General features: G+C 73.1%; 4 protein-coding genes and 1 pseudogene. 3 read left to right on the forward strand and 2 right to left on the reverse strand.

All coding sequences use genetic code 11. The annotated features are described in order from the left end of the window. Positions 1–20: 20 nt before the first annotated feature. Positions 21–803, reverse strand: coding sequence for an aminotransferase class IV (locus ACIRVF_RS33325; protein WP_402826304.1), 783 nt, complete (start codon positions 801–803; stop codon positions 21–23). A 168-nt stretch (positions 804–971) separates the two neighbouring features. On the opposite strand from ACIRVF_RS33325, the gene zapE reads away from it, so the two are divergent. Continuing rightward, positions 972–2,036: a cell division protein ZapE gene (gene zapE / locus ACIRVF_RS33330; protein WP_402826307.1), complete on the forward strand. Its 1,065-nt coding sequence runs from the start codon at positions 972–974 to the stop codon at positions 2,034–2,036. Between the two features lie 70 nt (positions 2,037–2,106). Next, a pseudogene (locus tag ACIRVF_RS33335) lies at positions 2,107–7,659 on the forward strand (SDR family NAD(P)-dependent oxidoreductase); the annotation flags it as partial. A gap of 83 nt (positions 7,660–7,742) precedes the next feature. Here ACIRVF_RS33335 and ACIRVF_RS33340 read toward each other — a convergent pair. Continuing rightward, complete coding sequence (locus ACIRVF_RS33340; protein WP_402826310.1) at positions 7,743–8,966, reverse strand: cytochrome P450; 1,224 nt, start codon at positions 8,964–8,966, stop codon at positions 7,743–7,745. Positions 8,967–9,346: 380 nt separating this feature from the next. Between ACIRVF_RS33340 and ACIRVF_RS33345 the strand changes: the two genes are divergently transcribed. After that, the coding region (locus ACIRVF_RS33345; RefSeq protein WP_402826313.1) for an SDR family NAD(P)-dependent oxidoreductase at positions 9,347–17,172 on the forward strand (7,826 nt) is incomplete at its 3' end.

A 17,172-nucleotide genomic window follows, 5' to 3' on the forward strand; every position in this document is an offset into this window, starting at 1 on the left:
GTGCGGTCCTTCCGGGGTCGTCAGTGCGGCTGCTCGGCCGCGATCTCCGCGTACCGGTCGCGGAGTTCGGACAGGATCGGATGATCCGTCGCAAAAGGTACGGAACCGATGGCGGCGATCGGCCGGACGCCCACGGCGGCGTTGGTGGCGAACGCCGTTTCCATGGACGGTAGCTGGTTCAGCGTCACTGCGCGGGAGGTGAAGCCGCCATGAGCCTCGGTCAGCAGCGCCTCGGTCACGCCGGGCAGGTGCTCCGCCTGCGGCCAGAGCGGCCGGCGGCCGTCGAAGAAGCCCACGTTCCAGGTGGCGCCCTCGGAGATCCCCAGCTCGTCGCCGTGGAACAACACGTCGTCGAAGCCGTCGAGTTGCGCCGCGCGGCGCAGGTGCAGGCTGTCGAACAGTCCGGTGTGCTTCACCCCGGCGACCTGGCGCAGGTGCCTGACGGGCTGGACGCGCATCGGCCCCTGCGGAACCGCCGGTGCGGGACGCGTGGTGACGAGGATCCGCGGGGCGGCCGGTCCGGCCGGGTGGGGAAGGCTCAGTTCCGGGTCGAAGACGGTGATCCGGATGACTACATCATCGTCCGTCAGATCCACAGCGCGACACAGTTCCTGACGTACCTGATGCAGATTCAGTTCGGTGCCGAACACGGTTCGGCAGTCCCGCGCCAGCCGTGCGAAATGCAGCCCCAGCCCGCGAATTGCGCCGCCCTCGACGCGCATGGTTGTGAAATGTCCGTAACCGGTCAGTGCGAGCGACGTGACCTCATCGACGCCCAACTGTCGCTCGTCGAGCTCTTCCATGGCGCACAGTGTTCCACCTGCGAGGTTGCCCGACGACAGTGACGATCATCACTCCCCGGGAGGGCATTGTCGCAGGGCGTGGGCATCTGGCAAGATCACGACCGCTCGCCGATGAGAAACCGTCATCGGCTTCGGCACTGTTCAGACTGGAACCGGGGGGGCCGTCAGTTGATCGAGAAGTTCGAGCGCGCAGCCGAGGAAGCGGGTTTCGTTCTCGACGCCTCGCAGGAAGCCGCGGCCGAGCGGCTTTCCGTGCTCGCCGCCGAGCTGTCCGGCCGACGCCGCTTCTTCGGCGGGAAGCAGCCGCGCGGCCTCTACGTGTGGGGCCCGGTCGGGCGCGGCAAGAGCTGGCTGACCGGGGTCTTCTACGAGGCGCTGCCGGTGCGGAACAAGCGCCGGGTGCACTTCCACGAGTTCTTCCGCGAGTTCCACACCGTCTACGCCCGGCACCGCAAGGAACGGAACGCGTGCGACCTGGCGGTCGCCGAGCTGCTGAGCGACTGCCGGCTGCTGTTCTTCGACGAGTTCCACGTGCACGATCCGGGCGACGCCATGATGATGGGCCGCGTCCTGACCTCGCTGTTCGACCAGAAGGTCACCCTGGTGACCACCTCGAACTACCCGCCCGACGGGCTGCTGCCGAACCCGGTCTACCACCACATGTTCGAGCCGACAATCAAGCTGCTCGAAGGCAACCTGGACGTCCTGGAGGTCGCCGGCCCGCAGGACTACCGCGCGGAGAGCACCACCGGAGCGGCCCACTCGCAGTTCCAGCGCGGGGCCTACATCTGGCCCGGCACCGACCAGCAGCTGCGCGAGGCCGGGCTCGAACCGCCGACCGACGGCGAGCGGCAGCGCATCGACGTCGGCGGCCGGGACCTCGTGGCCCGCGCCGTGCGCGACGACCTGGTCTGGTTCGACTTCCACGAGCTCTGCGACGAACGCACCTCCACCATCGACTACCTGGGCCTGGCCGACCGGTTCGGCACCTGGGTGCTCTCCGGGCTGCCGGAGCTGACGTCCGGCAGCAGGGACGCGGCGCAGCGCTTCGCCAACCTGGTCGACGTCCTGTGCGACCGGGACGCGAAGCTCTACCTCGTCGCCGACGGCCCCCTGGCGGACTGCCTGCGGGGCGACGCCCTGCCCATCGACATCAACCGGACCGCCAGTCGCCTCATGCTCCTTCCGGGCTCCGCCACGCCGGGTGCGACGCAGGCGACCAGACAGGCGTGAACGAGGACCGGGCGGCGGTCCGAGGCCGCCGTCCGGCCGTGGCGATTCCCGTATAAGGAGCAACACCACCATGGCGGCTGAAGAGAAGCTGCGCGACTACCTGAAGCGGGCCACCGCCGAGCTTCGCAACGTCCGACAGCAGCTCCAGGAGGCGGAGGACACCGCCCACGAGCCCATCGCGATCGTCGGGATGAGCTGCCGTTACCCGGGCGGGGTCGGATCGCCGGAGGACCTGTGGCGACTGGTCGCCGAGGGCACCGACGCGATCTCGCCCTTCCCGGCCGACCGCGGCTGGGACACCGAGGGCATCTACGACCCGGACCCCGAGCGCGCCGGGCACACCTACACCCGGGAAGGCGGCTTCCTCCGGGGCGTGACCGAGTTCGACGCCGAGTTCTTCGGGATCAACCGGCGCGAGGCCCTCGCCATGGACCCCCAGCAGCGGCTCCTGCTGGAAACCGCGTGGGAGGCCGTGGAGCGCGCCGGCATCGACGCGGCGACCCTGCGCGGCAGCCGCACCGGCGTCTTCGCCGCGGTGATGTACCACGACTACGAGGGGCTGCTCGAAGGCCAGGACGAGCTCGCCGGCTACGTCATCAACGGCAGCGCCGGCAGCATCGCCTCCGGGCGGATCGCGTACACCTTCGGCTTCGAGGGCCCGGCGCTGACCGTCGACACCGCCTGCTCGTCCTCCCTCGTCACCCTGCACCTCGCCGCGCAGGCGCTGCGCCGGGGCGAGTGCACCCTGGCCCTGGCCGGCGGGGCCACCGTGATGTCGACGCCCGCCTCGTTCATCGAGTTCAGCCGTCAGCGCTCGCTCGCCCCCGACGGCCGCTGCAAGGCCTTCTCGGCCGCCGCCGACGGCACCGGCTGGGGCGAGGGCGTCGGGATGCTGCTGCTGGAGCGCCTCTCCGACGCCCGGCGCAACGGCCACCCCGTCCTCGCCGTGGTCCGCGGCTCCGCGGTGAACCAGGACGGCGCGAGCAACGGCCTCACGGCGCCCAACGGCCCCTCCCAGCAGCGGGTGATCCGCCAGGCGCTGGAGAACGCGCGACTGCGCTCCGACGAGATCGACGCCGTCGAGGCGCACGGCACCGGCACCTCCCTCGGCGACCCCATCGAGGCCCAGTCCCTCCTCGCCACCTACGGGCAGGAGCGCGCCTCGGACCAGCACCTGTGGCTCGGCTCCCTCAAGTCGAACATCGGCCACAGCCAGGCCGCCGCCGGCGTCGGCGGGGTCATCAAGATGGTCATGGCGATGCGGCACGGCGTCCTGCCGCAGTCCCTGCACTGCGACGAGCCGACCGGGCACGTCGACTGGTCCTCCGGCGCCGTCCGACTGCTCACCGAGGCCAGGCCCTGGCCGGAGACCGGCCGGCCCCGGCGCGCCGCCGTGTCCTCCTTCGGCATCAGCGGCACCAACGCGCACGCGATCCTCGAACAGGAACCGGCGGCCGTCGAGGAGGAGCCGGCGCCGGCCCCGGAGGAGGCCCCGCGGGCCACCCCCGCCGTCCTCGCAGAGGCGCCCCCGGTGATCCCGCTGCTGCTGTCCGGCCGGTCGGCGGACGCCCTGCGGGCCCAGGCCGAGCGGCTGCGGGAGAGCATCGAGGCGGAGCCCTCCGCCGGCCCGGCGGACATCGCCGCCGCGCTGCTGCACAACCGCTCCTCCTTCGAGCACCGGGCGGCGGTCCTCGGCCCCGACCGGCAGTCCCTGCTGCGGGAGTTGACCGCCCTCGCCGAGGACAACCCGACCGTGCCGCGGGGAACCGCCCCGGCCGACGCCCGACCCGTCTTCGTCTTCCCCGGCCAGGGGTCGCAGTGGACCGGCATGGCGCTCGGACTCCTGGACTCCTCCCCGGTCTTCGCCGCGCGCATCGAGGAGTGCGAGCGGGCTTTCGCCCCGTACCTCGACTGGTCGCTGACCGGGGTGCTGCGCGGCGCCGAGGGCACGCCGTCCCTCGACCGGGTGGACGTGCTCCAGCCCGCGCTGTTCGCCGTGATGCTGGGACTCGCCGAGGTGTGGCGGGCCTGCGGGGTGCGGCCCGCCGCGGTCGTCGGCCACAGCCAGGGCGAGGTGGCCGCCGCGGTGGTGGCCGGCGCGCTCCCGCTGTCCGACGCCGCCCGGATCGTGGCCCTGCGCAGCCAGGCCCTGCTCGAACTCTCCGGCACCAGCGGCATGCTGTCGGTCTCGCTCTCGGCCCCGGCGGTCGAGGAGCGGCTGCGGCCGTGGGGCGAGCGGCTCTCCGTCGCGGCCGTCAACGGACCGCACTCCGTGGTGGTCTCGGGCGACAGCGAGGCACTGGACGAGTTCCGCCTCGCGCTGGAGGCCGACGGCACCTGGGTCCGGCGCATCCCCGGTGTGGACACGCCGGGGCACTCGGCCCGCATCGACGAGGTCCGCGAGCGCATGCTCGCCGCGCTCGCCGCCACCGCGCCGAGCGCCTCGGACGTCCCGTTCTACTCCACCGTCACCGGCGGCCCGCTCGGCACCGACCGGCTCGACGCCGACTACTGGTACCGCAACATGCGCCGGACCGTGCAACTGGAGCCCGCGACGCGCGCGCTCGTCGCCGACGGCTACACGCACTTCCTGGAGATCAGCCCGCACCCCGTCCTGCACGTCGGGATCCGGGAGACCTGTGAGGCGGCCGGCGGCCAGGCCTTCCTGGGGGAGACGCTGCGCCGCGACGACGGCGGCCCGCGTCGGCTGCTCACCTCGCTCGCCCAGGCCTGGATCCACGGGATCGCCCCGGACTGGGACGCCGTGCTCGGCGAACGCCGGCCGCGGCCGGTCCAGCTGCCCACCTACCCGTTCCAGCGGGTCCGCCTGTGGCCGCAGGCCCGCCAGGGCCGGACGGACGCCGACTCGCTCGGCCTGCGCAATGCCGACAACCCGCTGCTGGGCGCCGCCGTGCCGCTGCCCGAGACGGACGGTTTCCTGTTCACCGGGCGCCTGTCCCGCGGCAGCCACGCCTGGCTCGCCGATCACGCGCTGGCGGGCACCGTGCTGCTGCCGGGCACGGCCTTCCTCGAACTCGCCCTCCACGCGGGCCGGCTGCTCGACTGCGGACAGGTCGAGGAACTGCTGCTGGAGAACCCGCTGCTGCTGCCCGAACAGGGCGGCGTCCAGGTGCAGTTGACGGTCGCGGCGCCCGACGCGGAGGGCCGCCGGACGGTGCAGGTGTACGCCCGCCCGGACGAGCCGGAGGCCTTCGCCGTCGGAGAGCCGTGGACCCGGCACGCCACCGGCGTCCTCGCCCCCGCGGGCCCCGCCGACCCCGTACCGCTGGGCAGCTGGCCCCCCGAGGGCGCGGTCGAGCTTGCGGTCGACGACGTCTACGAGCGCTTCGCGGCAGCGGGATTCGAGTACGGCCCGGCCTTCCGCGGCATCCGGGCCGCCTGGCGCCGGGGCGAGGAGGTCTTCGCCGAGGTCGCGCTGCCCGACCGGGTCCGGGCGGACGCCCAGGGGTTCGGGATCCATCCGGCACTGCTCGACGCGGTGCTGCAGACCATCCCGCTGGGCGCGCTGGCCGGTGAGGACGGCGGTATCGAGCACGGCCGGATGCCGTTCGCCTGGCACGGCGTCTCGCTGCACGCCGCCGGTGCGGCCGCGCTGCGGGTCCGGCTCGCCCCGGCGGGCGAGGAGGCCGTCACGATCCGGGTCGCCGACCGGTCGGGACTGCCGGTGGCGACCGTGAAGTCCCTGGCGCTCCGCCCGGTGCGGACGGACCAGCTCGCGGCGGCGGCGCGGCGGGCCGACTCGCTCTTCCGGCTGACCTGGGAGCGGCTCGCCGCGCCCCGGGCCGCACAGCAGGCGTGGACCGTGCTGGGCCCGGACACCGCCGGGCCGGAGGGCGCCGAACGGCTGGACGGCTTCGCGCAGTTGCGGAGCGCGCTGGACGCGGGAGCCGTCGCCCCCGGCGTCGTCCTGGCCTCCGTCGGGGAGACCGGGGTGCGGGCCGCGGTGACCACCGCCCTGGAGCTCCTCCAGGCCTGGCTCGCCGAGCCGCGGCTGGCGGACTCGCGCCTGGTGCTGCTCACCCGGGGAGCCGTCGCGCTCCCCGGCGACCCGGCACCCGGCCTCGCACAGGCCGCCGTGCTGGGCCTGGTCCGCTCCGCCCAGTCCGAGAACCCGGGCCGCTTCACGGTGGTCGACACGGACGGCGACCAGGCCTCGCGCCGGGTGCTGGCCGTGGCCCTGGCAGCCGACGAACCGCAGCTCGCGCTGCGCAGGGGCGAGCTGCACGCCCCCCGGCTGGCCCGCGCGGGCCTCGCGGAGCAGGACGGCCCGGGCTTCGCCCCGGACGGCACGGTGCTGGTCACCGGCGGCACCGGTGCGCTGGGCCGCGCCGTCGCGCGCAGCCTGGTGGCCGACCACGGCGTCCGGCACCTGCTGCTGGTCAGCCGGAGCGGCACGGCCGGGGGGATCAAGGAGGAACTCGCCGAGCTGGGCGCCACGGTGACCGTCGCCGCCTGCGACGTGGCCGACCGCGAGGCCCTGGCCGCGCTGCTGGCCGCCGTCCCCCGGGAGCACCCGCTGACCGGGGTGGTGCACACCGCGGCGGTCCTCGACGACGGGATCGTGCAGTCGCTCACCGCGGAGCAGTTCGACACGGTGCTGCGGCCCAAGGTGGACGCCGCGCTGCACCTGGACGAACTGACCAGGGGCGCGGACCTCTCGGCCTTCGTGCTGTTCTCCTCGGCCGCCGCCCTGTTCGGCGCCCCGGGGCAGGGCAACTACTCGGCTGCCAACGCCGTCCTGGACGCCCTCGCCCAGCGCCGTCGGGCCGAGGGCCGGCCGGCGGTGTCGCTCGCCTGGGGCCTGTGGGCCGAGTCGAGCGGCATGACCGGCCACCTGGACGACGCGGGCATCGCCCGCATCGAACGGGACGGGCTGCGGGCGCTGTCGACGGCGGAGGGCCTGGAGCTGTTCGCCGGCGCGCTCGGCCACCAGGAGGCGGTGCTCGTGCCGTTCCGGGTGGACCTCCGCCGGCTGCGCGCGCAGGCGCCCGGCGGCGTCGTTCCGCACCTGTTCCGGGCGCTGCTGCCGGCGCCGGTCCGCCGTGACGTTCCCGCCGCGGCGGCCGAGTCCTCGCTGCCCCGGCAGCTCGCCGCGGTGCCGGCGGCCGAGCGGGGGCGGATCCTGGCCGATCTGGTCCGGACCAACGCCGCCGCCGTACTCGGCCTGGCCGATGGTCAACTGATCGACGAGAGCCGAGGGTTCTTCGACATGGGGCTCGACTCGCTCACCGCGGTACAGCTGCGCAACCGGCTGGGCGCCGCGGTCGGGGTCACCCTGCCCACCACGCTGGTCTTCGACTACCCGACGCCGACGGCGCTGAGCGACTACCTGCTCGGGGAGCTGGCGGTCGAGGAGGCGCCGGTGCCGCTCATCGGCGAGTTGGAGGGGATCGAGACGGCGCTGCGGGCCGTGGTCGCGGACGGCGACGAGGAGGTGCGCGGGAAGCTGTACGAGCGCCTCCAGGAGCTCGCGCGGATCTGCGCGGCTCCCGCGGCCACCGGTGCGGCCGGCGGCGCGGACGCCGACCGCGGCGCGGGCCTGGACTCGGCCTCGGCGGACGACATCTTCGCGTTCATCCAGCAGGAGTTCGGCAAGGCCTGACCCTCCGTCACGAATGCCGCGCGGAAAGGCGAATAGGCCGTTGTTCTCCGGTTCGGAGACCAACGGCCTATTCGGACGCGTTGTCAGTTCTTGTGCAGGCGCACCGGAAGGCTTTCCAGGCCCTGCATCATGAAGCTCTTGCGCCACTTCAGTTCGGAGTCCGGAACGGCCAGCTCAAGGTCGGGGAACCGGCCCAGCAGGTGGCGCAGCGCGATCTCCATCTCCAGGCGGGCCAACGGGGCGCCGACGCAGTAGTGGATGCCGTGTCCGAAGCCCAGGTGCCCGGCGGTGGAACGGGTGACGTCGAGCTGGTGGGGGCAGCCGAACTGGGCGCCGTCCCGGTTCGCCGCGCCCAGCAGGACGGAGACGTACTCACCGGTGCCGATCGTCACACCGCCGAGCTCGAACGGCTCGGTGGCGAAGCGCAGTGTGGCGCGGTTGCCGGGGCCCTCGTAGCGGAGGAACTCCTCGTTCGCGGCCGGGATTCCACTCGGATCCCGGCGCAGGGCCGCCAGCTGCTCCGGGTGGTTGAGCAGGGCCCGCAGGCCGTGGCCGATCATGTTGACCGTGGTCTCGTAACCGGCCACCACGAGCAGGAAGACGGTGGAGACCAGCTCGACGTCGGAGAGTCTGTCCTCCTCGTCCCTGGCGTGGATCAGGGCGCTGACCAGGTCCTCGGCCGGCTGAGCGCGCTTGAGCTGAATCATCTCCCCGATGTGCTGGCCGAACCGGGCCATGTTCGGGCCCGCGTTCTCGTTGTCGTTGGACATGATCGCGGCGGTCAGGCCGGTCAGGACCGGGAAGTGCTCCTCGCTGATGCCGAGCAGCTGTCCCAGCACCCGGACGGGGAACTGCGCCGTGTACTCCTCGACCAGGTCGACGACGCCGCCCTCGGCGGCCGCCTTCCGCTCGGCGGCGTCCAGGAGTTCGGTGCTGATGGCCTCGACGACCGGCTCCAGCTTCTTCACGCTGCGGGCCGTCAGAGCCTTGTTCACCAGCTTGCGCAGCCGGGTGTGGTCCGGCGGGTCCATGTTGAGCATGTGCCGGCCCACCGAGCTGTGCTCCAGGCGCGGCGTGCCGCCCTCGGACATCTCCCGGTCGAAGTAGCCGAGTTGGACGGAGGTGTCGATGTCCTTGGACAGTGCCGGGTGCGAGAGCGCGACGCGCGCCTCCTCGTAGTTGACGACGGCCCAGACCTTCAGGCCGCTCGGCAGCAGCATCCGGTGCACCGACCCCTTGCTCTGCAGGGCGTCGTAGGCCGGATACGGGTTGCTCATGAACTCCTCATCCATGATCGGCAGGGACACGGAAACTCCTCGAATCAGGGAACTTGTGGATTTCGCATATGTCCGGTGTGCGTTGCGGCACCGGGATCGATTGGCGAGCGTACAGGCCGGGCGACGGAACTGACAGTGGGTAACACCGCTGCTCGGGATATCTGACTTGACGTCATAATTGCCGGGTGGGGGTGAAAACCGCGACCGGTGTGACGCTCGCAACAAGGCCATTGATCTCCGCCTTCCCCCTCCTATATCGTCACCGTCGAAAGATCATCAGCTCTACGCGATGCTGTACGGGGGAACGCGCTCTAGAGGGCCTTTCTTTGTGCTGCCCGGAGCCATCGGTCCGAGTCGCGTCCTTTTCTGAGTGGGAGTCAGCCGTGTCGGCTATCCCTGTTCGTTCCGTCGTGGATGCCCTTCGAGCGCACGCCATTGAGCGTGGACACGTCATCGCCTACTCTGACCAGGCACGCAGCACGACCTACACGGAGCTGGAAGCGTCCACCGCGCGACTGGCCGGACACCTCGCCGAATTCGGAATCGCCTCGGGCGGACGTGCCGTGGTGTGCCTCGGCAACCGGGTGGAAATGGTGGAGAGCTGCTTCGCGCTGACCCGTGCGGAGCTCGTCGTCGTCCCGGTCAATCCGCATGCGAGCGATCGCGAGCTCGCGCATATTCTGAGCGACTCCGAGGCCGCACTCGTCATCACCGAGGAATCGAACTTCGAGCGGCTGCGCCGGCTCGAAGGCCTCCGGAGCGACCTCCGCTACGTCATTGTGACGGACGATCAGAAAATCACCGGGGACGGCGAATACGTCCATGACTACCGGCGACTGAGCGCAGACGAACCGAACGTACCGGCGCCGGACGGGCTGCGGCCCGACGACACCGCCTGGATGCTGTACACCTCCGGAACGACCGGCGCTCCCAAGGGCGTCCTCTCCACCCAGCGGGCCGGCATGTGGTCGGCCGTCAACGGCTACGCCGCCGTGCTGGACATCGGGCCGGGGGACAGGCTGCTCTGGCCGCTGCCGCTGCACCACAGCTTCGCCTTCAACCTGTGCGTCCTCGGGGTGCTCGCGGCCGGCGCGACCGCCCGGATCGCGGCCGACTTCGCCCCGGACGACATCGTCACCGAACTCGGCGGCTCCTCCTACACCTTGATGGCCGCCGTACCCACGATGTGCCACTACCTCCTGGACGCCGTCCCCGAGGGCCGGCTCGACCTGAGCGGCCTGCGGGCCTTCCTGGTCGCCGGAGCGCTCACCAGCGCCGCCCTCGGCGAACGGTTCCGGGACACCTTCGGCGTCCAGCTGGTCGACAGCTACGGAAGCACCGAGACCACCGGCGTCATCACCTGCAACCCGCTCGGCCACCGGGTGCACGGCTCCTGCGGCCGTCCCGTCCCCGGCGTGACGGTCCGCATCACCGACCCGGAGACCGGCCTCGAAGCGCCCACCGGCCACGAGGGCGAGATCTGGGTCAAGAGCCCCAGCCTGATGACCGGCTACCACAACGACCCCGAGCGGACGGCCGAGGCCTTCCGTCAGGGCTGGTACCGCACCGGCGACATGGGACGCCAGGACGCCGAGGGCTTCCTGAGCATCACCGGGCGCCTCAAGGAACTCATCATCCGGGGCGGGGAGAACATGCACCCCGCCGAGATCGAGGACGCGATCCGCGCGAGCGCCGAGGTCGCGGACGTCGCGGTCCTCGGCCGCGAGCACAGCCTGCTCGGCGAGGTCCCGGTCGCCTACCTGGTGCCCAAGCCGGACCACCCGCTGCCGGTCGCCGAACTGGTCGCCCGGCTGCGCGACCGCCTCGCCTACTTCAAGGTCCCGGCGGAACTCCACCTCACCGACCGGATCCCCCGCACCCCGTCCGGGAAGACCGTCCGCCGACTCGTCGGCGCCGAGGGCTCCCGACTGCTCGCCAACACCGGAACCCACCACGGCCGAGTGACCTTCCGCGCGCCCGGTTCCCCCGTCTCCACCGCCCTTCCGGCCTCCCTGCCGGCCGACGACCGCAGCACCGTGCACGGCAGGTCCGTCCTGCTGCTCACCGGCACCGCCGCCACGGCGCGTGCCGAGGAACTGGCGGCCCACCTCCTTTCCTCGCACGGCTGCGCCGAGGTCGTGGTCGAGCGCTGCGAGCCCGCCGACGGCGAGTCGCTGCGGCGCGCCACGGCGGGTCGGGACGGGTACGCCCTCGTCCTGCTGGCCGGAGCCGACGGGGCCGCTCCCTTCGACGAACTGGCCCGCGAACTCGCCGGCGGGGGCGGGACCGCGGTCTCGCTCGGTGCGGGGGACGAGGTCGGCGCCCAAGGGCTGCGCGACGCGCTGGACGCCGCACTGATCGAGAACGCGCCCGTCGTGCGGGCGTCGGCCGTCGACGTCCAGGGACCGCTCCGGGGCGGAGCGGCCGAGCCCGCCCCGGAGGCGGCCGCCCGACTGCGGGACGAACTCCGGGACGAACTGCGGGACCTGAGCGCCCGGGACGTCGATCTCCGGCTGCTGGCCCTGGTGGCCGCCGAGTGCGCCGCCGTCCTCGGCAACGCCACCGCGACCCCGCTCGACCCGCGCAAGCCCTTCCGCGCGCTGGGCTTCGACTCGGTGGCGTCCGTGGGCCTGCGCACCCGGCTGCAGAACGCGACCGGCCTGCGGCTGCCGGCCTCGCTCGCCTTCGACCACCCGACCCCGCAGGCCGTGGTCCGGTGCCTCCGTGACGGTCTGTTCGGTGCTGCTGAGGCGGGTACGGTCGTGGCGGCCGGGGCGGGCGCGGTGGCGGACGACTCCGATCCGGTGGTGCTGGTGGGCATGGCCTGCCGGTTCCCGGGCGGCGTGCGGTCGGCGGAGGACCTGTGGGAGCTGGTCGCGGCCGGTACGGACGCGGTGGGGCCCTTCCCGGAGGACCGGGGCTGGGACCTGGCCGGGCTGTTCGACGAGGACCCGGACACGGCGGGAACCACCTACGCCTCGCAGGGCGGGTTCCTGGACGGCGTCGCCGAGTTCGACGCCGGGTTCTTCGGGATCTCGCCGCGTGAGGCGCTGGCGATGGACCCCCAGCAGCGGCTGCTGCTGGAGACCTCCTGGGAGCTCTTCGAGCAGGCCGGCATCGACCCGGAGACGCTGCGCGGCAGCCGAACCGGCGTCTTCGCCGGGCAGATGTACCACGACTACGCGATCCGCCTCACCGACGAACCCGGGGCGGAGGGCTACCTGAGCACCGGACTCGCGGGCAGTGTGCTCTCCGGCCGGCTCTCGTACTTCTATGGCTTCGAGGGCCCGGCGCTGACGGTGGACACCGCGTGTTCGTCGTCGCTGGTGGCCCTGCACCTGGCCGCGGACTCGCTGCGGCGGGGTGAGTGCTCGCTGGCGCTCGCGGGCGGCGTCGCGGTGATGTCGACGCCGACGTCGTTCGTCGACTTCTCCCGTCAGCGCGGGCTGTCCCCGGACGGGCGGTGCCGGGCGTTCGCGGCCGGTGCGGACGGTACGGGCTGGGGTGAGGGTGTCGGTCTGCTGCTGTTGGAGCGGTTGTCGGACGCGCGGCGCAACGGGCACCGGGTGCTGGCGGTGGTGCGTGGTTCGGCGGTCAACCAGGACGGTGCGTCGAACGGTCTGTCGGCGCCGAACGGGCCCTCGCAGCAGCGGGTGATCCGTCAGGCGCTGGCGGGTGCGCGGTTGACGGCCGGCGAGGTCGATGCGGTGGAGGCGCACGGTACGGGCACCACCTTGGGTGATCCGATCGAGGCGCAGGCGTTGCTCGCCACCTACGGCCGCGGGCGCTCCGAGGAGCGGCCGCTGTGGCTGGGCTCGGTGAAGTCGAACATCGGGCACACGCAGGCTGCGGCGGGTGTGGCGGGTGTGATCAAGATGGTGCAGGCGATGCGGCACGGTGTGCTGCCTCGGACGTTGCACGTGGACGCGCCGTCGCCGCATGTGGACTGGTCGGCGGGTGAGGTCGCGCTGCTGGCCGAGGCGCGGGAGTGGCCGGAGACGGGGCGTCCGCGTCGGGCGGGTGTGTCCTCCTTCGGCATCAGCGGGACCAATGCCCACGTCATCCTCGAACAGGCCCCGCAGCACGACGAGTCGAGCACCCAGGCGGCGGTGGCCGGGCCGGTTCCGCCGGTGGCGGTGCTGTCCGCGGCCGACGACGCCGCGCTGCGGGAGCAGGCGGCCCGACTGGCCGCCCGCGTCGCTGGGGACGGGTCCCTGACCGGGGCCGACCTGGCCTTCTCGCTCGCGACCACCCGGGCCGTGCTGGACCGTCGTGCGGCGGTGGTGGCGGGGGAACGTGAGGGGCTGCTGCGGGGGCTGGAGGCCCTGGCGGAGGGGCGTCCGTGCCAGGAGGTGGTGGAGTCTGCCGCTTCTGCGGGCAAGCTGGCGTTCCTGTTCACCGGTCAGGGGTCCCAGCGGCTGGGGATGGGCCGGGAGTTGTACGGGATGTTCCCGGTGTTCGCGGGTGCGTTCGACGCGGTGTGTGCGGAGTTGGACAGGCATCTGGACGGTTCGGTCCGGGATGTGGTGTTCGGCTCGGATGCCGAGGTGCTGAACCGGACGGTGTGGGCGCAGGCGGGGCTGTTCGCCCTGGAGGTGGCGCTGTTCCGCCTGCTGGAGTCGTGGGGTGTCACGGCGGATCTGCTGCTCGGGCACTCGATCGGTGAGGTCGTGGCGGCGCATGTGGCGGGGGTGTTCTCGCTGGAGGACGCTGCCGTGCTGGTGGCGGCGCGTGGCCGGCTGATGCAGGCGCTGCCTGCCGGTGGCGCGATGCTGGCGGTGGCGGTCGACCCGCAGACGGCCGGGGAGCTGCTCGCGGGCTCCGAGGGTTCGGTCGATGTCGCGGCGGTGAACGGCCCGCGTTCGGTGGTGCTTTCGGGCGATGCCGGGGCGGTCGAGGAGATCGAGCGGGCGGCGAAGGCGGCCGGTCACCGGGTCAAGCGTCTGCCGGTGAGCCATGCCTTCCACTCGCCGCTGATGGAGCCGATGCTCGCCGAGTTCGGCGCGGTCGTCAGCACCCTGAAGGCGGCCGAGCCCCGAATCCCGGTCGTCTCCAACGTGACCGGCGCCCTCGCCACCGCCGAGGAACTGACCAGTCCCGACTACTGGGTGCGCCACGTCCGCCAGGCCGTGCTGTTCCACGACGGCGTGCGCACCGCGTCCGAGCTGGGCGCCACCCGTTTCGTCGAGCTGGGCCCCGACGGCGTGCTGACCGCCCTTGCCCAGGACTGCCTGAGCGAGGCCGACGGCCACGCCTTCACGCCCCTCCTGCGCCGCGACCGCCCGGAGGACCAGGCCGTAGCCGCCGCCCTCGGCGCCCTGCACTGCTGGGGCACCGCGCCCGACTGGCGGGCTGTGTACGAGGGTTCGGGCGCCCGCCGTGTGGACCTGCCCACGTACCCCTTCCAGCGTCAGCGCTACTGGCCCGCGACGCCGATGAAGGGCATGGCCGGAGGCGCGGCGGAGCCGGGCGACCTGCTCTACCGCGTCCACTGGGAGCCACTCGCGGAGGTCCCCGCACCGGAGCCGCTCGGCACCTGGATCCTGGTCACGGACACCGAGGACGCACTCACCCAGGACTGCGTGACCGCTCTGGACGCCACCGCCGCCCGGGTGCTGCGCCTGTCGCTCTCCGAGGGGGCAGCGGACCGTACGGCCCTCGGTGCCGCCCTCGCCGAGCTGGCCGTCGAGGCCGCGCCGACCGGGGTGTTCGCGCTGCTGCGCGGTGAACTCGCCCCGCTGAACGCCGTGGTGCTGCTGCAGGCACTCGGGGACACCGGCTCCGGGGCGCCCGTCTGGCTGGCGACCCGGGGCGCGGTGGGCGTCAGCGGAACGGATGCCCCGGTCAGCGTCCAGCAGGCGCAGCTCTGGGGCCTCGGACGAGTGGCCGCCCTGGAGGCGGCCGACACCTGGGGCGGGCTCGTCGACCTCCCGGAGCGGCTGGACGCCGACGGCGTGCGTCACCTCGCCGCCCTGCTCCTGCGCGCCGTGGCCGAGGACGAGGTCGCCCTCCGGCCCGGGGCGGCCCTTGCCCGCCGTCTGGTCAGGGCGCACCGGGAGGAGCAGGCGGAACCGAACAGTTGGGCTCCGTCCGGGACCGTCCTCGTCACCGGGGGCACCGGTGCCCTCGGTGCCCACGTCGCCCGTCGTCTGGCCCGGGCCGGCGCCGACCACCTGCTGCTCACCAGCCGTCGGGGCCGGCAGGCCCCGGGAGCCGCCGAGTTGGCGGACGAGCTCGCGGAGCTCGGCGCCCGGGTGACCGTCGCCGCCTGTGACGTCAGCGACGGCGAGGCGGTGGCCGAGCTCCTCGGCACGATCCCGGCCGAGCACCCGCTGACCGCCGTCGTGCACACCGCCGGTGTCCTGGACGACGGCGTGCTCACCGCTCTGACCCCCGACCGCATCCAGCGCGTGGTCGCCGCCAAGGTGGACGGCGCCCTCCATCTGGACCGGCTGACCCGGGACCTTCCCCTCTCCGCCTTCGTGCTGTTCTCCTCGCTCGCCGGTGTGGTCGGCGCGGCCGGCCAGGCGAACTACGCCATGGCGAACGCGGCCCTGGACGCGCTCGCCGAACAGCGCCGGCAGGCCGGGCTTCCGGCCACCGCCGTCGCCTGGGGTGCCTGGGCGGGCGAGGGCATGGCCGCCACCGACGAGGTGGTGCGCGGGCGGATGCGCCGCACCGGCTTCCGTCCGATGCGTCCGGAGAGCGCGCTGCGCGTCCTCGAAGGCGCGGTCCAGCGCGGCGAGACCGCTGTCCTCGCGGCTGACATCGACTGGGAGCGCTACGCGCAGGCGCACGGAGCGGCGGCCCGGCGTCCGCTGCTACGCGCGCTGGTCGCCGCGCCCGCCGCCGAGCCGACCGGGCTCGCCCGGACCCTGGGGGGACGTACCCCCGCCGAGCAGCACTCCGCGTTGGAGCAGCTGATCCGTGGTCATGCCGCCGACCTGCTGATGCACCGGTCCGCCGATGACGTCGACCCGCAGAAGTCCTTCCGCGCGCTCGGCTTCGACTCGCTCGCCTCGGTCGAGCTGCGCAACCGACTGGTCGCGGCGACCGGGCTGCGGCTGCCGGCCTCGCTCGCCTTCGACTACCCGAGCCCGGCCGGACTCGCGGACTTCCTCCGTGCGGAGCTGTTCGGTGCCGCTGAGGCGGGTACGGTCGTCGCGGCCGGGGCGGGCGCGGTGGCGGACGACTCCGATCCGGTGGTGCTGGTGGGCATGGCCTGCCGGTTCCCGGGCGGCGTGCGGTCGGCGGAGGACCTGTGGGAGCTGGTCGCGGCCGGTACGGACGCGGTGGGGCCCTTCCCGGAGAACCGGGGCTGGGACCTGGCCGGACTGTTCGACGAGGACCCGAGCGTCCCGGGGACGACGTACGCCACCGGAGGTGCGTTCCTGGACGGCGTGGCCGAGTTCGACGCCGGGTTCTTCGGGATCTCGCCGCGTGAGGCGCTGGCGATGGACCCGCAGCAGCGGCTGCTGCTGGAGACCTCCTGGGACCTCTTCGAGTCCGCGGGTGTCCTGCCGGGTGCCCTGCGCGGCAGCCGTACCGGGGTCTTCGTGGGATCCAACGGCCAGGACTACACCGCGCTCGTCGCCCAGTCGGCGGAGGACCTGGAGGGGTACCTCGGCACCGGGGGCGCGCTGAGCGTCGCCTCGGGTCGGCTCTCGTACTTCTACGGCTTCGAGGGCCCGGCGCTGACGGTGGACACCGCGTGTTCGTCGTCGCTGGTGGCCCTGCACCTGGCCGCGGACTCGCTGCGGCGGGGTGAGTGCTCGCTGGCGCTCGCGGGCGGCGTCACCGTGATGTCGACCCCGGGTTCGTTCATCGACTTCTCCCGTCAGCGCGGGCTGTCCCCGGACGGGCGGTGCCGGGCGTTCGCGGCCGGTGCGGACGGTACGGGCTGGGGTGAGGGTGTCGGTCTGCTGCTGTTGGAGCGGTTGTCGGACGCGCGGCGCAACGGGCACCGGGTGCTGGCGGTGGTGCGTGGTTCGGCGGTCAACCAGGACGGTGCGTCGAACGGTCTGTCGGCGCCGAACGGGCCCTCGCAGCAGCGGGTGATCCGTCAGGCGCTGGCGGGTGCGCGGTTGACGGCCGGCGAGGTCGACGCGGTGGAGGCGCACGGTACGGGGACGGCCCTCGGGGATCCGATCGAGGCGCAGGCGTTGCTGGCGACGTACGGGCAGGGGCGTTCTGTGGAGCGTCCGTTGTGGCTGGGGTCGGTGAAGTCGAACCTGGG

This window comes from Kitasatospora sp. NPDC101157, from assembly GCF_044768255.1.
Classification (GTDB): Bacteria; Actinomycetota; Actinomycetes; order Streptomycetales; family Streptomycetaceae; genus Kitasatospora.